Raw genomic sequence first — 20,860 nt, forward strand, 5'->3', positions numbered from 1 at the left:
GATTACCTATGTCTTTCTCTGATATACTACTTTTCATCATCATTATCCAAGTTATTCATTTTTTTGGAACTTGGAAACTTTACCAAAGTGCAGGTAGAAAATGGTGGGAAGCTGCAATTCCAGTGTATAACGCTATTATTTTATTTAAAATTATTAATAGACCTTGGTGGTGGGTGTTTTTAATTTTTATTCCAATTGTAAATTTAATTATGTTCCCTGTAATATGGGTTGAAACTGCAAGAAGTTTTGGTAGAAATTCGACTACAGATACTATTTTAGAATTGGTCACACTTGGTTTGTATACCTATTATATTAATTATTTTACAAAACATGAATACATAGAAAACAGAAGTCTAAAGGCAAAATCCAAGTCAGGAGATTTTGTGAGTTCCATCCTGTTTGCAGTAGTTGCAGCAACTATTGTACATACCTATATTATGCAGCCTTTCACGATACCAACCTCTTCTCTGGAAAAGACGTTGCTGGTTGGTGATTTTCTGTTCGTGAGTAAATTTCACTATGGAGCTAGACTACCGCAAACAGCTGTATCTTTTCCTATGGTCCATGATACTATACCAGGCCTAGGGATCAAATCATACACTAAGTCGCCACAGTTGCCTTATATGAGGCTACCAGGTTTTCAAAACGTTCAGCGTAATGATATTGTTGTTTTCAACTGGCCAATAGACACAGTAAGAATGTTTAGGGATAAGTCTGGTAGACATTATGACAAGCCCGTAGATAAAAAATCTAATTACGTGAAACGTGCTGTTGGTGTTGCAGGAGATTCTTTAGAAATAATAGATGGCAAGATTTACGTCAATAAGTCAGCACTACAACTTCCGGATCGCGCAAAACCACAATATTCTTACCTCGTCCAAGGTAAAGGTCAAGGCTTTAATATGCAGAGTCTAATTGAAATTTATGGGATTACCGATGGCCTGCAGTGGGTAGACAGAGAGCGAAATCTTTATCAAGTCAACGCTATCACCGAAGAAAATTTAGCCAAATTTAAAAATCATCCCAATGTAAAATCTGTACAGCGCATTATCTCTCCTAAAGGAGAAGCTGAGGCTAAAATCTTTCCGAACAATAATAAAGTTGACTGGAATAAGGACAATATGGGGCCTATTTATATTCCAAAAGCAGGTGCTAAGGTTAAACTTGATCTTAAAACTTTTTCACTCTACCGTAGAATTATAGAAGTTTATGAGGGCTCCGAAATGGGTATTGAAAATACATTGGAAGTCAAAGGCTCACAAGTCTACCTTAATGGAAGTCCAATAGATGAATACACCTTCAAGCAGGACTACTACTGGATGATGGGTGACAATCGCCACAATAGTGAAGATAGTCGATATTGGGGATATGTTCCACAAAATCACGTAGTGGGTAAACCCGTTTTTGTCTGGATGAGTTTGGATGGAAATGCTAGAAGTCTTACGGACAAGGTTAGGTGGGAACGTTTATTTATTACTGTTGGAGGAGAAGGTAAACCCACCTCCTACTTCGTTTATTTCCTCATTGGACTTGTACTCATCATAGGTTATAATTATTTCATCAAAAAGAAAAAATAAATTTGAAACCAGTTCTGACCCACCCCTGTTATTTTGGCCCTATAGATTTGTATGCCGTCATTGCTCAATCTGAAGTAGTGGTTATGGAAAAGCAGGATAACTATCAAAAACAAACGTACAGAACCCGCCAATATATCTATGGAGCAAATGGAAAATTACTGCTGAATGTTCCTATAAAACATAGAGAAAATAAAACCGATAAACATCAAAAATATAAAGATATCCGAATTGAAAATGCCTTTAAGTGGCAGCGTTTACACTGGAAATCTTTGGAGGCGGCTTACAGGACATCGCCTTTTTTTGAATTTTATGAAGATGAATTTGTTGGCTTATTTGAAAATAAAGCAACATTTTTAATGGATTTCAATTTAAAGTGCATGGAAATTGTTTTCGAATGTCTTAATCTTAACTTTGACTTTAAATTTACTGAACTGTTTGAGTTGACTCCTGAAGGCTATAATGACCAAAGACAGCTCGTAAATTCTAAACGAAGTCCTGGCGCAGAACTTGAAGAATACATTCAAGTTTTTCAAACCAAATTCGGCTATATTTCCAATCTGAGTATCTTAGATTTATTGTTTAATAAAGGACCTTCTGCTCTTGATTATTTACAATCTCAAAAGCTTACGGATTGAGATTAAAGCTTGCCATTATAGGATAGTGGTCAGAAAGTTTTATATCATAGTTTTTAAAACCGACGTTTTCAATACTTTTCTCATTGAAAATAGCATCAATTCTAAGAGGCAAAAAATCAAAATCAAAAGTCTTACCTAAACCCTTTCCAGACTCTATAAAAGCATCTTCCATGTTGTGTTCTAAAAGTTTGCTGGACACAAAGGAAAATGGAGTATTATTCATGTCTATACAAACGATTTTGGGCAAGTCTGTGGTTTGGAAATTATCTGTAAGCATTTTGGCCTGCTCTTGTTGTTTTATAAAAGACTTCCCTACTCTGCTTATGAGCTTTTGATGATTTTCTTTCTGGAGCTCTTTAACATCTGGGATAATTTTAAGCGATTCCAAGTGAACAGCATAAATTCTAATGGTCATTCCATTAACCAAAACATCAGCAAAAATTGCATTGTTGTGAGTGTTTGGAAAGTCAATAGTCCCTCTGTTCACAATCTTATGTTTACTGAAAATAGCAATTCCAATTTTGGAAGTTTCGGTTTTAAACTTTTCAAATCGATGTGGATAATTTTCCATCTGAAGTCCATCAACTTTCAGGTAATCTTGAAAAGCAACAACATCCGGAGCTTCATCAGTTACAAAAGCTGATATTTTCTTTTCAACATTATCTTCTTTAATCCAATTGTATTCATTGAACAACCGCACATTATAACTCATCACTTTCAATGTGTTTTCAGACATGGTTTCGGGTAAATCATTCAACACGATGATTTTACTTATATAGGAATATCCAGACAGGACTAAAAGGGCAGAAAGTATAAAATGCAGCTTCAATCTTAGGATCCAATACAGTGCAAAAGCAAGATTGATGAGCATAAATATTGGCAGCCCTAAATTCAGAATAGAAAGAAACGCAGAAAATTTTGGTGGCACAAAGGGCAAAATGTAGGCAACCAGCAAACAAATTGCAAAAAAGACATTAAAAGTAAAAATTACTTTTTGAAAGAAATTGAGCTTTGACTTCATGACAATTACATGTCTTTACCAGCTTTAAATAAAAAATCCTTCTCTTCTTTAGAAAGGCTATCGTACCCACTTTTACTTATTTTATCAAGAATTTGATCGATCTTTTTTTGTTTATCAGTTCTACTTGTAGTTGAGGACTGTGTTTTCTTAGAATTTTTATGGACAGTTTTCATGTTGCTTTTTCTTGATTTTGGCTGAAAAAAATCAGCAAACCAATCTGTAATAGTTTGTAACCAGGCTCCAATATCATTTCCTTTGTTAAGCTGAGTAATATAAAGGTATCCTATTCCTGCACCTCCAAGATGAGCTAGGTGTCCACCAGGATTAGACAAAGGAATTTGAACTACATCCAGCACCACCAGAAAAGCGGCGATCCACCAAAGTTTAAGATTTCCAAGAAAGAACAATCTCACCTGCAAGTTGGGGGCTTGAGTAGCCGTAGCAACAAGAATTGCCATTACAGATGCAGATGCTCCTATTAAATAAGACCTTCCAGTACCGCTAAAAGCAGGAAGTAAATTATAGCTTAACGTGAAAATGAGTGCTCCAAAGACAGCGCCAAGAAAATATAAATTGAGCATGCGTCTTCCTGAAAAATAAGTTAGGAAGAATTTACCAGAAAAGTACATGATCAACATGTTGGATAGAATGTGAAATATACCCGAATGCATGAAAGCATAAGTAATAATGGTCCACGGTTTATAAGCTAATTCCACAAGACTCTTTGGAAAAACCAGCCACTCAACAAAGAAATCAGCTGGAATTTGAAATAAAAATCCAAGTGTTCTAAAAACAAATGTAAGGATGAATAAAGCAACGTTGATACCGATCAACTTTTCTAAAGTATCGGCTGTATTGTATTTATAGGCTAATTTTTGTTTCCAGTCCATATCAATTCCATCTGTTTTCGTTAAACGAATTTTTCTTCCAGTAGTACATGGTGATAAACCCAATAACGGCTCCCCCAATGTGTGCCCAATAAGCTGTGTTGGAAGGACCCAGTAAAGTTACTCCAGTTACAGCAGAAAAAAGGTTCATGAGGAAATATCCTCCAATTAAATATTTTGCTTTTACAGGAATAGGAACAAAAATGATATACAAAGGGAGGTTTGGAAATACAACAGCAAAAGCAGCAAGTACTCCAAAAATAGCCCCGGATGCGCCTACCATAGGCGTAAGGTAATTACTAAATAACTGATTACTGACATCTTTAGGAATAGAAGAATATACACGATACTCCCCCGTGGATCTTACGCTTTCAAACATTTGAGAAATTTCATCTGGACTTACTCCTGCATCAATGTAGGCATTATAGGCTTCATTAAAACCTATATAACTAAATAAAATCTGAAAACCAGCAGCTCCCAAGCCAGCAGAAAAATAGATAAATAAAAATTTGCTTTGACCTAAATACTGTTCCAGCAAACTGCCAAACATGTATAATGCAAACATATTGAACAGGATATGAGAAAAACTCCCGTGCATAAACATGTGAGTGATGATTTGCCAAAACCCAAAGTTTGGATTTTCTGGAAACCATAGAGCAAATATTTTATAGGCATAATCTCCTAAATAATTTGCTCCAAAGAAAAATATAATGTTAGCGATTAATAAGACTTTGACCGTTTCGGTGATCCTTCCCATTTACATAAATTTTTTGTCGAAATCTGCAGCAGATTGTTTTACGAAAACTAAACGATTTAGTGGAGTTAGCATAGGTTCTTTGCAAGAAAATAACAGATTTACAAGTTCTGTTTGCTCTTCCTTTTGAAGGACTGTTCCATTTTTGATTGCCATACTCTGTGCCAAGGATTTAGCTAATCTATCGGTTTGATCAAACCCAGAATCTGGAATGTCATTTTCGAAATCCGATAATAGCTGATCCAATAGAATTGAAGTTTCACTTTCAGGCAAACGGTTTGGTATTCCATTGATCTTTACAAAATCTTCTCCCAATTCTGATATGGAAAAACCAGCGTTGACCAATGCTTCTCTTAAAATTTTAAACACCCGTATTTCATTGGTATCTAGCTGTAATTTTAATGGAAATAACAACTGCTGACTCAATGCAGGTTGAGCCGTGATATTTTTTAATAGCTCTTCATACAAAATTCTAAAATGCGCTCGATGTTGATCTATAATGAGCATTTCTGATTTAGTAGAAGTAATAATATATTTACGCTGAAGCTGAAAGGTGCCCGAAGACTGGTAACTAGATAATTCTCGTTGAAAAAGTGAAGGTGAAACCGATTCACTTTCAACTTCTATATTCATCAAATCAGTTTCGTGATTTGAGGCTTCAGTGTAAAGAGATTCCCAGTTGGCAGTCGATTTTGATTTGAATGTACCTGTATTTTTAGATGTAGGGTTCATTTTCATCTCAGACTCAAAAGGATTGAAATTTCTATCCACGTCAATTGAAGGAATTTTGGCACCCGTTTTATGCTGAGTATAATCCGTATCCATGCTCGAGTCTTTATTGAAATCCAAAACTGGAGAAACGTTGAACTGCCCAAGACTATGCTTTACACTACTTCTTAATATGGAATAAATAGCATGTTCATTATCAAATTTTACTTCTGTTTTTGTCGGATGTATATTAATATCTATTGACTTTGGATCAACTTGCAAATACAAGAAGTAAGACGGGTAGGCTTTATCTTTTAACAAGCCTTCAAAAGCACTTGAAACCGCATGGTGTAGATAAGGATGTTTTATGAAACGATCGTTGACAAAGAAAAACTGTTCTCCTCGGGATTTTTTTGCAAACTCAGGTTTGCCAACAAAGCCTGTCAACTTTATCAGATCCGTTTCTTCTTTTACAGGAACCAGCTTCTCATTGGTTTTAGCTCCCATAACACCTACAATACGTTGTCTGTGGTTAGCGACTGGAAGATTAAATAGTTCACTTCCATTATGAATCAGTTTGAAAGCAATAGAAGGATGTACCAAAGCAACTCTTTGAAATTCATCAATAACATGCTTTTGCTCTACAGTTGTAGATTTCAAAAAATTACGACGTGCAGGGATATTAAAAAAAAGATTTTTAACAGAAATTGAAGTCCCTACAGGAGTTACGCAGGGTTCCTGTTGCACCATAAGGCTACCTTCTATGATAAGATGAGACCCAAGGTCTTCATCCTCAGTTTTGGTTTTCATCTCCACATGAGACACAGCTGCAATAGAGGCTAATGCTTCTCCTCGAAATCCTTTGGTATGAAGACGAAACAAATCTTCGGCAGTATTGATTTTTGAAGTAGCGTGACGCTCAAAAGATAGCCTAGCATCTGTATCTCCCATTCCAGAACCATTATCTATAACCTGAATCAAAGTTTTACCTCCCTCCTTTACCAGCAATGTTATAGACGAAGCATTAGCGTCTACAGCGTTTTCCAAAAGTTCTTTCACCACAGAGGCAGGACGTTGAACGACTTCTCCAGCGGCTATTTGATTTGCAACATGGTCTGGCAGTAAGTGAATGATGCTATTCATTGACTATTTTGAGGAAAAAATTGACAGATCAAAATCGATGATCCATAAAAAGATAAAAGTTAAAATAAGTGCTATGAGTATAACTGTTCTATTGATACCTCGATTCCCTCTATGTCTAGAGTTCTCTCTTGCCTCCGCCCAGTGAGAACCAAAATCAACACTATTATGCGTCTCTTTGTACTTAGCAAATTTAGAATCAAAACTATAGGGATTTCCAGTATCTTTCCCCTTATAATACCTGGGAGTATAATTGTATCTGGAATTCTTCCGAAGCTTAAGTGATTTGAGTTTAAACATAATTTTTGCTGAATCTTCAAAATTAAAGAAAATCCATCAATTCTTAGAGGATAACCCTTATTTAAAAAAGGAAATTTTCTAAAAAAAGCTAGTCTGCTTTATAGAATTTTGCATCTTTTCTAAGCTGAGCCATCTTAATGGCTGCTATGGCTGCTTCGGTTCCTTTGTTCCCGTGAACTCCACCAGATCGGGCTTCAGATTGAGCTTTTGTATCGTCTGTTAACACACAAAAAATAACAGGAATATCACCTTTTAGATTCAATTCCATGATACCTTGAGTTAATCCTTGACACACAAAATCAAAATGTTTGGTCTCCCCTTGAATTACATTTCCAACAGCAACTATAGCATCAAGCATATCAAAGCTTTCTTGCATTTTCTTGCAAGCGTATGGCAGCTCAAAACTTCCTGGAACATTCCATCTTACAATATTCTCTTTGATGGCTCCATTTTCAATCAAAGCATCAAAACCACCTTGAAAAAGATTTTCAGTAATATCTGGATTCCATTCTGAAACCACAAAGCCAATTTTCATGTCTTTAGCGTCAGGAAGTTGATCCTTATTATAATCAGAAAGGTTTTTTTCAGAAGTTGCCATAATTAAAGAACTTCTGCTTGTCCTAAATACACATCTATATTTTTAGCTTCTGCAGAATTTGGAAACTCATCACTAATTCTTTCTAAATGCTTTTTGGCAGTTTTGCCATTTTTAAGACTGATTGCAGTGATTGCAGCTTTCAATAGGAATTTTGGGGTTGTGAACTCGTTTGTGCGCATTTTGGCAGCTTGCTCAAAATAATCTAACGCTTCCTCAGGTTGATCCAACTGAACAAAAGCATCTCCAATAGATCCTTTAGCCAGTGGGGTTAAAATTTCATCATCAACATTAAATTTGTCTAGATAATCAATAGCTTCCTGGTAATTTCCTAAATTTAAATGAGAAATGCCTGCGTAGTAATTGGCAAGTTGCCCTGCTTTTGTTCCACTATAACTGGATGCTATGTCTTCAAATCCAAATTTCCCATTTCCCCCTTGTAGTGACCTGGTAAATAAAGAATCTTGTTGACTACCAGAGGCTTCAATTGCAGAATCAAAAAACTGCTGTGCCTGGTTCATTTCATTAGCAGCTTCAGCTTCATTTGGCTCCTGGATAAATTTCTGATAACCCAAGAATCCAAGGATGACAACAGCTATAGCGATGATGACACCAAAAATAGGTTTTTGATATTTAGACAAAAACTGTTCGGTTGAACTAGCGCCTTCATCTAATGTGTTAAATACTTCAGCTGTTGTTGATTCTTTTTCAACCTGCTCTTCACGTTCAGCTTTATTATTTGGTTTGTAACCTCTCTTCTTGTATGATGCCATAATTGTATTTTATTCAAGGGGCAAAAATATAATTTTATTCCATATACAATACACTATTTATTTGATATTTTTACATTTCAACTTTTAATGAATTCAGAAGAAAAAACCCCTGTATACACGGCTAAAGTAAATTGAAGTTATCACATGATTTTAAAAAAATTATCTCTTATCAATTATAAAAATTTTGAACAGCTAACCTTAGAGTTCGATTCTAAAATAAATTGCTTTGTAGGTAAAAATGGAATAGGAAAGACCAATATCCTCGATGCCATCTATCATCTGGCCTTTGGCAAAAGCTATTTCAACCCGATTACAAGTCAAAATGTGAAACATGGTGAAGAGTTTTTTATGCTGGAAGGAGATTTTATAAATGGTGAAAAGTCTGAGAAAATTATCACTTCTTTCAAAAAAGGGCAACGCAAGATCATTAAAAGAAACGGGAAAGATTATGAGAAAATAAGCGACCATATAGGAACAATCCCGCTGGTCATCATCTCTCCTACCGACAGAGATTTGATTTTGGAAGGAAGTGAAACCAGACGTAAATTTATGGATGGAGTTATTTCCCAAGGTGACAAATTGTATCTAAATACCTTATTAAATTACAATAAAGTCTTGTCTCAGCGTAATGCACTTCTTAAATATTTTGCAGCTAATCGTACTTATGACAAGACAAGCCTTGAGGTTTATGATGATCAAATCATCGAACTAGGTCAGGTCATTTTTGAAAAAAGAAGAGAATTTATTGAAGAATTTACACCTATTCTTCAAAAAAGATATGAAGAAATAAGCGATTCCAGAGAAAATATCAGTCTGAAATACAGAAGCCAATTTAATGAGAAAGATACTTTTGAAGAAATCTTAACATCTGGTCTCAAGACGGATTTACAGCGTCAGTTTTCCAATTTTGGCACACATAAAGATGATCTTATTTTTAAAATAAAATCACATTCAGTTAAAAAGTTTGGCTCTCAAGGCCAACAAAAATCCTATTTGATAGCCTTAAAATTTGCTCAGTATGATTTTTTAAAATCACACTACGGAGTTAAGCCTATTTTGCTTTTGGATGATATTTTTGATAAACTAGATGAAGATCGAGTATCACAAATTGTAAAAATGGTCACCAATGCAGAACTTGGTCAGATGTGTATTAGCGATACTCACCCCGAAAGAACCGAGGAAGTTGTAAAGAAGAATGCAACTGCTTATAAAATGATAAATTTAGAATATGAAGTATAAACTCTTACTTTTTAGCCTGGTTGTCCTGGTTGCTTGCCAATCGAAACCTGACGCAGAAGACATTTCAAAACTCAATGGATTTTGGGAAATTGAAAAGGCAGAAACTCCCTACGGAGATAAGTCTTATAAAATGAATCAAATGGTAGATTATTTTAAAATTGAAGATTCTACAGGTTTTAGAAAAAAGATGCAACCCAGCTTATTAGGAAACTATCAATCTTCTCAAAACCGAGAATATTTCAAAATTCAGGATTCAAAAGACAGTCTGGTGTTAGTATACGAAAATGATTACGACACTTGGACGGAGACTCTATTAAGCATAGAAGATGATAAATTTGTTGTAAAAAACAAACAAAACTTTATTTACACCTACAAAAGACACGAACCAAATAACCTAGACTTAGATGAAGAATAAAAGAGCGAATGAAGAACAGTCTATGAAAGACTTGATGGAAATCTTCAAAAGCAAACATAGATTGAACCCAGGCTTGGACAAAGTGGATGTTGAAAATGCGTGGATGACGCAACTAGGTCCAGCGATAAAAAATTACACAAACGAAATCAAATTCAGAAATAACACCCTTACAGTACATTTGTCTTCTTCAACATTGAGAGAAGAATTGAGTTATGGAAAGGAGAAAATCATAAAAACACTCAATGAGAGTTTGGGTAAAAAACTGATTTCTAAATTAATTTTAAGATAAAACTATGGGAGTTAAAAAAGTAAGGTTTCCAAATAGAAAGGGAGAAGAACTGGTAGGAAGGCTTCAGTTACCAGATAAACAATACCCGCAGGAATTTGCAATTTTCGCACATTGCTTTACCTGTGGTAAAAATTTAAAAGTCATAAGGGAAATTTCATCAGCGCTTACCCAACTAGGAATTGCAGTTTTGAGATTTGACTTTACAGGACTTGGGCAAAGTGATGGAGAGTTTGAAGACACCAATTTTTCTCATGACGTGGAAGACCTGCTCGAAGCCTCAAAATTTCTTGAAAAAGAATATAAAGCTCCAGCTTTAATTATAGGCCACTCTCTTGGTGGAACAGCCGCTTTATTTGCTGCAAAACAGCTGGACAATATCAAAGCCATAGCAACTATTGCGAGTCCCTCACAACCCTCTCATGTTGAAAATTTAATAACATCCAATGCAAAAGAAGACTCTGTAAAAGATGACGATTCTGTACTCATTAATATTGGTGGTAGAGATTTCAAAATTAAAAAGCATTTTCTTGACGACATTAAAGCTAAGGACACAAAATCATTTCTGGGAGAACTCAAAAAACCCTACTTGATCATGCACTCTCCACAGGATACTATTGTGGGAATTGAAAATGCTGAAGAGTTGTATAAATGGTCACATCATCCTAAAAGCTTCATTAGTTTAGATAAAGCAGACCACCTTATGAACGAGAATATAGATGCATCTTACATTGGGAGCTTAATTGGACACTGGGCCTCCAATTACTTAGACATTTCAAAAAGTGCTAACAAAGCAGGATCTTCAGAAAGTCAATCTGCAGCAGTTCTTAGAAATGAAGACAAATTTACCACACACCTTAAGGTAGGGGATTTCGAAATGATAGGTGATGAACCTGAAGATCACGGAGGTTCAAATTTTGGACCTGCCCCTTACGATTTACTCACGGCAGGACTAGCTGAGTGTACTGCCATGACTCTGCATGTTTATGCCCGACACAAAAAATGGGAACTTGATGAAGTACAGGTGCATATAGATCACGAAAAGAGGAAAATTGAAAAAGAAGACGGAAAATCCACGCAAAAAGATTTTATAACCAAGAGAATTGAAATCAAAGGAGATTTGGATGAGTCTCAGATTAAACGATTGCTTGAGATTGGGGATAGATGTCCTGTGCATAAAACGCTACATTCTGACATTGAAATCACTTCAGAACTATTAAACTAAAAGTAATGTTAAGGTAATGTTTAAATTTGAGTGACCTTAGTATTTAAGCTAAATTTACATCAAACATTAAATCAAAACTCATGAAAAAAATAAGCTTATTAACTTTTGTTCTTGGATTACTTCTGGTTGTAGGATGTAATGATGGAAAAAAGAAAGATAAAGAGGAAAAAGAAAATACAGAAGCTGTTGGTGTTACAGATACCATTGTAACCATAACTCCTATGGAAGGCTCCCCAGAATTCCCTGAAGCCAGTTTGTCTCACCCAGGTGGAGAAACGATAGAAGTTGAAGCTGGATCTGTAGATTTCAATTTTTCTGTAGAAAACTACGAATTAGGAGCTCAGACAGAAAATGCTGGTGAAAATGGCTTAGCCAATTCTGGTAAAGGTCAGCACATTCATTTCATTTTAGATAATGGACCTTACTCAGCTCATTATGAAAGCGAGTTTAGTAAGGAAATAGAAGAGGGTGATCACGTATTACTTGCATTTTTATCCAGATCATACCATGAAGCTGTAAAGAATGAAAGTTCTTTTGTAGTGAAAAAAATAAGAGCTGGAAATCCTTCAGAAGACCAACAAATGGATGTTGATTTTTCCAAGCAGCACCTTTTTTATAGTAGACCAAAAGGTACTTATAAAGGGGAGGATACCAAAAAGGTGCTTCTTGACTTCTTCCTTGTCAACACCGAGTTAGGTGAGGATGGAAATAAAGTAAAAGTCACCGTGAATGAAGGAGAAGATTACTTAATTACAGAATGGAGACCTCATGTCATTGAAAATATGCCAATGGGTGAAAATAGAATACAACTTACGTTGGTTGACAATAATATGGAGCCAATTCCAGGTCCATTCAATTCGGTTACTAGAACTGTAACTTTAGAAAAATAGGATTATATATTTTTAAATAAAAAGCCCCGCAATAGCGAGGCTTTTTTTATGCTTACAGTTTGGCAATTCTTAGAAATTTTCCGAAGAAACAATAATGAAAGTACCAGGTTCATTGTTGGTAGAAGTATTTTCAGCAGTAATTATAATTCTACTTGGTTTAAAGGCAGTGGTTGTGCTTAATGAGCCTTTCCTTTTACTGGAAAACATGCCGCTGGATATGTTCAATTTACCAATGTTCTTGGTTCCTCTTGCTGTTTCTATCCAAACTACATACATTTCTCTTGAAGGATCTAGCCGTTCTGGAGAGGTAAGATCTTCAGCCTTAAGGTCTATTTTATAATTATCATTACCATCCTTTTTTACTTTTGCTGTTACATTAGCCTCTGGTACTGTTTTAGAAACAGGAAAATCTACCTTTGTTGCACAGGATGAAACAAAAATTAATAATATTATTAAAACTGGGATATTAAATTTAGCGTTCATAAAATATAATTTAAGTTAAGTTACAAAAGTAACGGAATTCAGTGGGTTCCACTTAGATTTTATGATTTCTTAAAAAGCGTATTGATTTCTGTATTTCACTTGCCATCACTTTGTCCTCTCTCACTACTGGCACTGCTTCTTTGTAAGCGTCTAAAATAGACTCGACAGCTTCAGAGCTCTTTAATGGACGTCTAAAGTGCATCGCCTGTGAGGCATTAAATAGCTCGATGGCAAGTATCTTTTCAATATTATCTATAACTCTGTTTAGTTTGGTAACTGCATTTGCTCCCATACTTACATGATCTTCCTGGCCGTTGGAGGAAACTATAGAATCAACACTGGCAGGCGTGCACAATTGCTTGTTTTGACTCACTATACTGGCAGCTGTATATTGTGGAATCATGAAACCACTGTTAAGTCCTGGGGAACTGACTAGAAATGTCGGCAGACCTCTTAAACCTGAAACCAGCTGGTATATTCTTCGCTCAGAAATATTCCCTATTTCACTCATGGCAATTGCCATAAAATCTGCAGCAATAGCAAGGGGTTGTCCATGAAAATTTCCACCAGAAATAATTTTATCTTCATCTACAAATACATTTGGGTTATCTGTTACACTATTAATTTCTGTAAGTAAGGTTTGCTCAATGTAACGTAAAGCGTCTCGAGTTGCTCCATGTACCTGAGGAACACATCTAAACGAATAAGGATCCTGTACGTTTTGCTTTTGATTAACAGCAATTTCGCTTCCATGCAACAACTTCAGTATGGTTTGTGCTGTTTCAATTTGTCCTTTGTGTGGCCTTACCTGATGGACTAAATCATCAAAAGGAGACATATTACAGTCAAATGCATCAATAGAAACGGCAGCAATCACATCTGCCCATTTCATCAAACGCCTTGAATAAAGAACATTTCTAAGCAGGTGTGCACTCATAAATTGAGTGCCGTTTAACAGGGCTAAACCTTCCTTGGATTGAAGCACTAATGGCTCCCACCCATATCTTTCCTGTAAAATCTTAGCAGATTCAATTTTACCATCTATAATAACTTCACCTTTGCCAAGGAGAGGTAAAGCCAAATGTGCTAAAGGAGCCAAATCTCCAGAAGCCCCAAGTGAGCCTTGTTCATAAATTACGGGAAAAATACCTTCGTTGTAAAAGTGGATAAGTCGTTCCACCAATTTTATTGAAACTCCAGAATAACCGTAACTTAAAGATTGAATCTTCAGCAATAGCATCAATTTTACAATTTCGTCTTCTACCCTATCTCCTGTTCCACAGGCATGAGACATGACTAAATTTTCCTGTAGAAAAGTAAGCTTATCTTCATTGATTTTGATATTGCACAGGGATCCAAATCCGGTATTAACCCCATAAATAGGGTGCTTACTTTCCTTTTGTTTTAAGTTGAGATAGGAACGCGCTTTATCTATTTCGGCACTGGCCTCTTCGCTTAAGGCAATTTTATAATCTTCATCTAGTAAAGTCTGAAGTTTTGAAAATCCAAGCACTGATGAATCTATATAATGTGTAATTGGCATGGCAATATCTTTTAATCAAAGATAAGATTTAAGAATTGTTCAATCTTTAAGTTTTAAGAAAGAATCTCCCAAATGCTTCACAATATCTGAAGCAATCATGGCTTCTTGAGACCTTTTAGATGATGCGAAATCTCCAGCAAGTCCATGAATATACATGCCAAATACAGCTGCACCTAAACTAGAGTAGCCCTGCGCCAGTAAACCTGCAATGAGTCCTGTGAGTACATCGCCGCTTCCCGCAGTTGACATTCCTGCATTACCCGTAGAGTTTACATAGACTTCATTTTTATATACACATAAACTGTGGGCGTCTTTGGCCAGTATAACAACGTCTAATCGGTGAGATAACTTCTTTATTTTATCTAACTTTTCAAAATCGTCTTTCCATTCTCCTATAAGTCGCTTCAGTTCTCCTGGATGTGGGGTTAGGATAGATTTCTTCGGAATTTGACGCTGCAAGCCTTCATACTCAGCAATAAGATTTAAAGCATCTGCATCTATCACTAAAGGACAGGTGGCGTTATCTAGCCACAAACTTAAAGCTTTTAAGGCATCTTTAGATGTTCCAATACCTACGCCAATCCCTATAGAATCTGGCTGAAAATCGAGCTCTTTGAAGCTGATATAATCTTCTGATTGGTTTTCAATTAGCATAGCTTCTGGCAAGTTCTGCAGCAATGAGGAATGTCCCCTACTGGGCATCATAACACTTGTTTTACCTACTCCTGAACGCATGCAGGACAAACTTGAAAGCAAAACACTCCCAAGCATCAATTGACTTCCGCCAACAATAAGGGCATGACCGTAAGTCCCTTTATGAGAAAATCTAGATCTTGGTTGATAAAGTGTTTTCGCATAGCTTAGGTCAACGAAATTAAATTCTGTAGAAATTTCTTCTAAATGGTCTTGACTTAAACCTATATCTATGATTTTTACTTCTCCAATGCAATTTGCATAATCTGGTAAAAACAGAGACAATTTTGGAGTTTGGAAAGTCAACGTAAAATCAGCCTGAAAAACGCTCTCACTATCACCTGGCGATCTATCCAGATACATACCGCTTGGTACATCTAGACAAAAGGTTTTAGATGAACACTCATTGACATGTCTTGTCAGTTTTTGAACAAAATCTGGCATAGGTCTGTTCAAGCCAACCCCAAAAATTGCATCGATGACAACCTCTTCAGAATCGATTTTTGGAAGATGAGAATTTTCAACAAATTCAGTTACCTTACATTTTGACTGAGATTTAAGCCGATCTAGATTTTTTTGGTTATCCTTAGATCTGTTGGGTGTAAAATTGACCAAAAGAACCTCTACTTCAAAATCATCTTCTGCCATGAAATAAGCTATAGCAAGACCATCTCCTCCGTTATTACCTGGACCAACGAGTATTTTAATTTTTTTTGATTCTCCTTGTAAAGTTTTTTTTATTTCATCGTAAGCTAATCCAGCGGCACGCTCCATTAGCTGCCAAGAAGAAATATTCTGAACTTCACAACTGTATTGGTCTAGATCTGACAATTGTGAGGCGTTCAATATTTTCATAATTCATATTTTATGCTTTCACACGTGTTTTCTCCCATGTCCAGGCATCCTTAAGAGCTTGTTCTAGGGAACGTTTTGCTTTCCAACCCAAGATCTCATTTGCTTTTTTTGTGTCTGCATAAGCAGCAACCACATCACCAGCACGCCTACCCACAATTTTGTAATTCAACTTTTCTCCAGAAGCATTTTCGAAAGCTTTGATGACTTCCAGTACAGAAGAGCCTACACCTGTCCCAACATTAAACACTTCAAAAGTATCTTTAGTTGGAGCAGACAATAGTCTTTCTAAAGCTATGACGTGTGCTTCTGCCAGATCCATGACATGTATATAATCTCTTATGCAGGTACCGTCACTGGTAGGATAATCATCTCCAAAAACTGACAGTTCTTTTCGTTTACTTATTGCTGTTTGAGTGATAAAAGGCACCAGATTTTGAGGGGTACCCAAGGGTAATTCTCCAATTTCTGCGGAGGGATGAGCCCCAATAGGATTAAAATATCTTAAAGAAATAGCTCTTAATTTATCTTCTGTGGCGCAGGTATCTCTTATTATTTCCTCTCCAATTTGTTTTGTATTTCCGTAAGGAGACATTGCTTTTTTGACAGGAGCATCTTCTGAAATGGGAAGTTCATCCGCTTGACCATAAACTGTACAAGAGGAACTGAAAATCATATTTTGTTTGTCTAACTTTACAAGATTCTGAAGCAAATACGTTAATGCTGCTAAATTATTTTCATAATATAAAAGCGGGTTCTCCACACTCTCGCCAACTGCTTTGGATGCTGCAAAATGAATAACACCAGAAATATCCTGATGGTTAATAAAAAAATCATGGAGACCAGATTTATCCTTTAAATCAATCTTTTGGAACTCTGGAGTCTTAGAAGTGATCTGGGTAATTCCCTCAAGAACTTGTAATGATGAATTGGAGAGGTTATCGATAACAACTACTTCATAGCCTTTGTTTTGTAGTGCAACTACAGTATGGGAACCTATAAAACCAAGACCTCCAGTAACTAGTATTTTCATTTTATAGACTTGTTAAAATTAACTTGCAAATTACAAAAAATACGAGGCCTAATTATTGTAAAGCGTATTTTTGAAAAAAATTAAATATGCCACAAGAAGATACATCAATACGAGTTTTCAGATGGGTTAGCATTTTAGAGGCCCTATCATTTCTGGTTCTTTTGTTTATAGCCATGCCTCTAAAGTATATTTGGGAAATGCCGGAGTATGTGAGAATTGTAGGTATGGCTCATGGTATTTTGTTTATACTTTATCTCTTAGGTGCCTATTGGATGTATGAAAAACTCGGGTGGTCTGTAAAGGTTCTTCTTATTGTATTCTTAAGTTCTATACTTCCTTTTGGACCTTTTGTGGTGGAAAAAAAATATTTACCTTAGTCGTTTAGAGCCTGTCTTTTACAAATTCAACTTTTGTTTTGCCATGAGGTTTAGCGTTTCCCTCCTCATCGAGACTCACCATTACAATTTTATCTACAACAATAATGCTTTGTCTAGTCATTTTATTTCTGACTTCGCATTTTAAAGTAAGTGAGGCTGAACCAAATTTCACAACTTCAATTCCAATTTCAACAATATCTCCCTGTTTTGCAGAACTTTTGAAGTCGATTTCACTCATGTATTTGGTAACTGTCTTTTGGTTTTCCAATTGAATGATAGAATACAACGCTGCTTCTTCATCTATCCAGGCCAGTAATTTTCCACCAAACAGAGTGCCATTCGGGTTTAAGTCTTCAGGTTTAATCCATTTTCTAGTATGAAATCTCATAATTTCTTAAGTTTTGATAAGATTTATAGCATCCTGAAGTATTTCAGAATGATCAAAAGCTAATTTAGGTAATTTCTCAAGAGGAAACCACTTTGCGTCTTGTGCATCATCATTCCCTTCTACGTCTTTCTGTTCATCTGTTTCTGCTAAAAATGCAAATGAAACTGTTCTGCTCCTGGGATCTCGATCTAAAGCATCATAATAATTTAAAAACTTAAAGGCATCAATGTTTAAATCCAAGCCAGTTTCTTCTTTCAATTCCCTTTTACATGCATTTATAACCAATTCGTTATTGTCTACAAACCCACCTGGAAAGGCCCATGAATCTTTAAAAGGATCATTCTTTCTTTTGATCAGTAAGATAAACGTCTTTTGTCTTTTCTTATAAAAAACGACTATATCTACAGTAATATGAATTGATTGTCTCAATGCTTATGTACGTTTTTAAATGTGCTAAAATAAAAAACCCTTCATGAAGAAGGGTTTTAATTAATAAGAATTTTGTGAACTCATTATGGCATCACAACTGTGTCGATGGCATGTATCACACCATTAGAAGCGTCAACATCAGTCATAATTATAGTTGATGTACTTCCATTAGCATCAGTTAAAATAACATTTTCTCCATCAAGAGAGGCTGTTAATTCACCTCCCTGAACTGTAGGAATTGTAAAACTTCCACCGTTATCTTCGATAGCACTTACAACGTCAGCTGCCATAAATTCTCCAGAAACAACATGATAAGTCAAAATCCCAGTCAATTGTTCCTTGTTTTCTGGTTTAACCAAATTAGGAACTGTTCCTTCTGGTAATTTTGCAAAAGCATCATTTGTTGGTGCAAACACTGTAAATGGTCCGTCACCGCTTAATGTTTCAACTAGACCTGCAGCTTTCACAGCAGTCACAAGCGTGCTAAAATCATCATTCCCGGAGGCAATCTCTACAATGTTTTGTTGATCAGACATTGCATCTTCAGAATTTCCATCATCATAGGATGCATCAGATTCCATTGCATCCTCTTTCTGTTCAGTTTCAGTTTCCTTTTGTTTTTCTTCGTTGTTTTTACAAGAAGTAAATGCAATCATTGCAATTACGCTCAAACTCAAAATTATTTTTTTCATGACTATATTTTATTAGTTTGTTTAAAAGTATTTTAAAAACCTGAAACAAACCCAAGATACACTATAATTATTTGTTAATTCTATGAAATCAGTTAGGGTAGCGCTTACTCATGATAACTAGTCCCCTTATTAATCAACAATGGCTGTCAATGCTAATTAAACTTTATTAGTCTAAATGACTTAAAGCAGGCTTCCCACTCAACTTTAGAATTAAACTCCAGCTGGATAGTCTTAATAAAAAACTAAAGTAATTCGCATTAACATTAATTTATCTGAAACTTGTTCGCTTGGAAACGAACTAAAATTACATTTGCTCTATGAAGCAAAATGATAACTCTATTTCTGAATCGAAAAACAATCTTATAAATGAATTGAGTTTGCATTTTGAAACTGAACATGATCTGCCTCCACTGGCTTCTAAGATATACTCTCACCTTATACTTTCATCTTCAGAATCGCTCACTTTTGATAATCTTATTGATATCACAGGTGCCAGCAAGAGTTCTGTCTCCAATCAGTTGAATTTTTTAATTGAAGAAGGTCGCGTTGATTTCACTTATAAGGATGATAAAAGAAAACGTTACTTCAAGACAAAACGCTATTATTTATGCAAAACTCTTGAATTACATCTGGAAAAAATTCAGAAAGAGATCAAAATGCTTTCAAAAGTTATTCAATTTAAAAACAATGAAGATTTCAACAAAAAACTTGTTGCTATTTTCAAAAATCACCTGGTCAACGAAAGAGAAAATATATTAGAGACAATAGATAACCTAAAACAAACGAGTCATAATTTAAATCCCCATGAAAAATAAATTACTTGCCTTTATAGCTGTTTCGACACTTGTATTTAGTTCATGCCAAAAGCAAGACGAACAACAATCATCACCACCGCCTGAACTCCCAATTATTAAAGTTGAAACTAGAGACATGACTACATTCTCTGAGTATCCAACTCAACTTGAAGGCGTCATAAGTAGTGAGATAAGAGCTAAAGTTCCCGGTTATGTTACAGACGTGAGGGTTGAAGAAGGAGCTGCTGTGAAAAAAGGAGATATTTTATTCAAATTAGAAACAAGAAGCCTGAGTGGTGATGCTTCTGCAGCAAGAGCTCGAGTAAATTCTGCTCAGATTGAAGTTGACAAATTGAAACCTTTGGTTGAGAAAGAAATTGTGAGCCAAAGACAACTGGAAACTGCTAAAGCTGAACTGGAAACTGCAAAAAGTGACTTGGAAAGCATTTCAGCAAATGTAGATTATGCAACTATTAAAAGTCCTGTAGATGGCTATGTAGGCAACATCAATTACAGAGATGGTGCGCTTATCAATCCTTCTGATATGCTCCCGCTTACCAGAGTTGTGAAAACCAACGAAGTTTTTGCATACTTCTCTGTAAATGAGAAGGAGTTTTTGAATATGGCCAGTCAATTTAATGCAGAGACAAAAGATGAGTCGGACATGACTTCTTCTTTTCCAGACGTAATGCTGGTCATGTCCAATGGCAAGGAATATGAAAAGAAAGGGAAAATAACCAGTATTTCTAGTCAGGTGAATAGACAAACGGGAACTGTCAGATTCCGAGCTACTTTTGAAAATACTGGATCAATTTTAAAAGACGGCCTTACCGGAACAATCAAAATACCTTCCAATACCAAGGATGCTATAGTTGTTCCAAGAATGTCAACATTCTCGAGACAAGGTAAAGAATTTGTATTCAGTTTTAATGAATCCGATTCCACTGTCACAGAAAAAGCGATTGAAGTAGTGAGAGCAGATCCGTTTTATATTGTGAATTCGGGCTTAAAAAAAGGTCAGAAAATCGTGGGAAGAGGCGTCAATAAAATCAAAAACAGCGATAAAATAATTCCTAAAGAGTCTACAGTGGACTCCATTGTAGATTCATTTGATAAAGTTTTTAAATAGTA

24 protein-coding genes are annotated in these 20,860 nt (G+C 35.7%); 10 read left to right on the top strand and 14 right to left on the bottom strand.

The window, feature by feature from the left end; all coding sequences use genetic code 11:
* Positions 1–8 precede the first annotated feature (8 nt).
* Both lepB and LB454_RS01390 read left to right on the top strand, forming a co-directional pair.
* The gene (gene lepB / locus LB454_RS01385) at positions 9–1,577 is read left to right on the top strand and encodes a signal peptidase I (RefSeq protein ID WP_224462517.1); all 1,569 of its coding nucleotides are present in this window, start codon (positions 9–11) and stop codon (positions 1,575–1,577) included.
* A gap of 2 nt (positions 1,578–1,579) precedes the next feature.
* The gene (locus LB454_RS01390; RefSeq protein WP_224462518.1) at positions 1,580–2,212 is read left to right on the top strand and encodes a WbqC family protein; all 633 of its coding nucleotides are present in this window, start codon (positions 1,580–1,582) and stop codon (positions 2,210–2,212) included.
* On the opposite strand, the gene LB454_RS01395 is transcribed toward LB454_RS01390, so the two are convergent.
* From LB454_RS01395 to LB454_RS01425, 7 genes are all read right to left on the bottom strand, one after another.
* Positions 2,202–3,233: an endonuclease/exonuclease/phosphatase family protein gene (locus tag LB454_RS01395; RefSeq protein ID WP_224462519.1), complete on the bottom strand. Its 1,032-nt coding sequence runs from the start codon at positions 3,231–3,233 to the stop codon at positions 2,202–2,204. The two genes, LB454_RS01390 and LB454_RS01395, sit on opposite strands and share 11 nt — an antisense overlap.
* A gap of 5 nt (positions 3,234–3,238) precedes the next feature.
* Positions 3,239–4,123, bottom strand: a complete 885-nt coding sequence (locus LB454_RS01400; protein WP_224462520.1) for a rhomboid family intramembrane serine protease — start codon at positions 4,121–4,123, stop codon at positions 3,239–3,241.
* Between the two features lies 1 nt (position 4,124).
* Positions 4,125–4,877: a rhomboid family intramembrane serine protease gene (locus tag LB454_RS01405; protein WP_224462521.1), complete on the bottom strand. Its 753-nt coding sequence runs from the start codon at positions 4,875–4,877 to the stop codon at positions 4,125–4,127.
* Positions 4,878–6,725, bottom strand: a complete 1,848-nt coding sequence (mutL, locus tag LB454_RS01410) for a DNA mismatch repair endonuclease MutL (protein WP_224462522.1) — start codon at positions 6,723–6,725, stop codon at positions 4,878–4,880.
* Positions 6,726–6,728: 3 nt separating this feature from the next.
* Positions 6,729–7,022 (bottom strand): hypothetical protein, encoded by a 294-nt coding sequence (locus LB454_RS01415; RefSeq protein WP_224462523.1) that lies wholly within the window; start codon positions 7,020–7,022, stop codon positions 6,729–6,731.
* An 88-nt stretch (positions 7,023–7,110) separates the two neighbouring features.
* Complete coding sequence (gene ribH / locus LB454_RS01420) at positions 7,111–7,620, bottom strand: 6,7-dimethyl-8-ribityllumazine synthase (RefSeq protein ID WP_224462524.1); 510 nt, start codon at positions 7,618–7,620, stop codon at positions 7,111–7,113.
* A 2-nt stretch (positions 7,621–7,622) separates the two neighbouring features.
* A complete protein-coding gene (locus LB454_RS01425; RefSeq protein WP_224462525.1) occupies positions 7,623–8,390 on the bottom strand; it encodes a tetratricopeptide repeat protein in 768 nt (255 codons plus the stop codon).
* A gap of 144 nt (positions 8,391–8,534) precedes the next feature.
* On the opposite strand from LB454_RS01425, the gene recF reads away from it, so the two are divergent.
* The 5 genes from recF to LB454_RS01450 all read left to right on the top strand — a co-directional run bounded on the left by recF (position 8,535) and on the right by LB454_RS01450 (position 12,445).
* Entirely contained in the window at positions 8,535–9,629 is a 1,095-nt protein-coding gene (gene recF / locus LB454_RS01430) for a DNA replication/repair protein RecF (protein ID WP_224462526.1), read from the top strand.
* A complete protein-coding gene (locus tag LB454_RS01435) occupies positions 9,619–10,044 on the top strand; it encodes a hypothetical protein (RefSeq protein WP_224462527.1) in 426 nt (141 codons plus the stop codon). The genes recF and LB454_RS01435 overlap by 11 nt, the downstream gene beginning before the upstream one ends.
* Positions 10,034–10,333: a DUF721 domain-containing protein gene (locus tag LB454_RS01440; protein WP_224462528.1), complete on the top strand. Its 300-nt coding sequence runs from the start codon at positions 10,034–10,036 to the stop codon at positions 10,331–10,333. Before LB454_RS01435 ends, LB454_RS01440 begins: the two co-directional genes overlap by 11 nt.
* A 4-nt stretch (positions 10,334–10,337) precedes the next feature.
* Complete coding sequence (locus LB454_RS01445; protein ID WP_224462529.1) at positions 10,338–11,555, top strand: bifunctional alpha/beta hydrolase/OsmC family protein; 1,218 nt, start codon at positions 10,338–10,340, stop codon at positions 11,553–11,555.
* 80 nt (positions 11,556–11,635) lie between these two features.
* Positions 11,636–12,445 carry a hypothetical protein gene (locus LB454_RS01450; RefSeq protein WP_224462530.1) on the top strand — a complete coding sequence of 270 codons (810 nt, stop codon included), beginning with the start codon at positions 11,636–11,638 and terminating at the stop codon, positions 12,443–12,445.
* Between the two features lie 69 nt (positions 12,446–12,514).
* Here the strand turns inward: LB454_RS01450 and LB454_RS01455 are convergent, their stop codons facing one another.
* From LB454_RS01455 to galE, 4 genes are read right to left on the bottom strand one after another with little or no spacing between them, the layout of a single operon-like run.
* Entirely contained in the window at positions 12,515–12,928 is a 414-nt protein-coding gene (locus LB454_RS01455) for a hypothetical protein (protein ID WP_224462531.1), read from the bottom strand.
* A gap of 52 nt (positions 12,929–12,980) precedes the next feature.
* Positions 12,981–14,471 carry a histidine ammonia-lyase gene (hutH, locus tag LB454_RS01460; protein WP_224462532.1) on the bottom strand — a complete coding sequence of 497 codons (1,491 nt, stop codon included), beginning with the start codon at positions 14,469–14,471 and terminating at the stop codon, positions 12,981–12,983.
* A 39-nt stretch (positions 14,472–14,510) separates the two neighbouring features.
* Positions 14,511–16,019, bottom strand: coding sequence for an NAD(P)H-hydrate dehydratase (locus LB454_RS01465; RefSeq protein ID WP_224462533.1), 1,509 nt, complete (start codon positions 16,017–16,019; stop codon positions 14,511–14,513).
* A gap of 10 nt (positions 16,020–16,029) precedes the next feature.
* Complete coding sequence (galE, locus tag LB454_RS01470; RefSeq protein ID WP_224462534.1) at positions 16,030–17,049, bottom strand: UDP-glucose 4-epimerase GalE; 1,020 nt, start codon at positions 17,047–17,049, stop codon at positions 16,030–16,032.
* Between the two features lie 86 nt (positions 17,050–17,135).
* Here galE and LB454_RS01475 point away from each other — a divergent pair, with 86 nt between their 5' ends.
* Positions 17,136–17,426 (top strand): DUF3817 domain-containing protein, encoded by a 291-nt coding sequence (locus LB454_RS01475; RefSeq protein WP_224462535.1) that lies wholly within the window; start codon positions 17,136–17,138, stop codon positions 17,424–17,426.
* Between the two features lie 4 nt (positions 17,427–17,430).
* Here the strand turns inward: LB454_RS01475 and LB454_RS01480 are convergent, their stop codons facing one another.
* The 3 genes from LB454_RS01480 to LB454_RS01490 all read right to left on the bottom strand — a co-directional run bounded on the left by LB454_RS01480 (position 17,431) and on the right by LB454_RS01490 (position 18,935).
* Positions 17,431–17,814, bottom strand: coding sequence for an acyl-CoA thioesterase (locus LB454_RS01480; RefSeq protein WP_224462536.1), 384 nt, complete (start codon positions 17,812–17,814; stop codon positions 17,431–17,433).
* A 6-nt stretch (positions 17,815–17,820) separates the two neighbouring features.
* On the bottom strand, positions 17,821–18,243 hold the full coding sequence (locus LB454_RS01485) for an NUDIX domain-containing protein (protein WP_224462537.1): 423 nt from the start codon (positions 18,241–18,243) through the stop codon (positions 17,821–17,823).
* An 83-nt stretch (positions 18,244–18,326) separates the two neighbouring features.
* On the bottom strand, positions 18,327–18,935 hold the full coding sequence (locus LB454_RS01490) for a fasciclin domain-containing protein (RefSeq protein WP_224462538.1): 609 nt from the start codon (positions 18,933–18,935) through the stop codon (positions 18,327–18,329).
* Positions 18,936–19,252: 317 nt separating this feature from the next.
* On the opposite strand from LB454_RS01490, the gene LB454_RS01495 reads away from it, so the two are divergent.
* On the top strand, positions 19,253–19,750 hold the full coding sequence (locus tag LB454_RS01495; protein ID WP_224462539.1) for a transcriptional regulator: 498 nt from the start codon (positions 19,253–19,255) through the stop codon (positions 19,748–19,750).
* Positions 19,740–20,858 carry an efflux RND transporter periplasmic adaptor subunit gene (locus tag LB454_RS01500; RefSeq protein WP_224462540.1) on the top strand — a complete coding sequence of 373 codons (1,119 nt, stop codon included), beginning with the start codon at positions 19,740–19,742 and terminating at the stop codon, positions 20,856–20,858. The genes LB454_RS01495 and LB454_RS01500 overlap by 11 nt, the downstream gene beginning before the upstream one ends.
* Positions 20,859–20,860 lie beyond the last annotated feature (2 nt).

Source organism: Psychroflexus montanilacus (genome assembly GCF_020164535.1).
GTDB classification, from domain to species: Bacteria; Bacteroidota; Bacteroidia; order Flavobacteriales; family Flavobacteriaceae; genus Psychroflexus; species Psychroflexus montanilacus.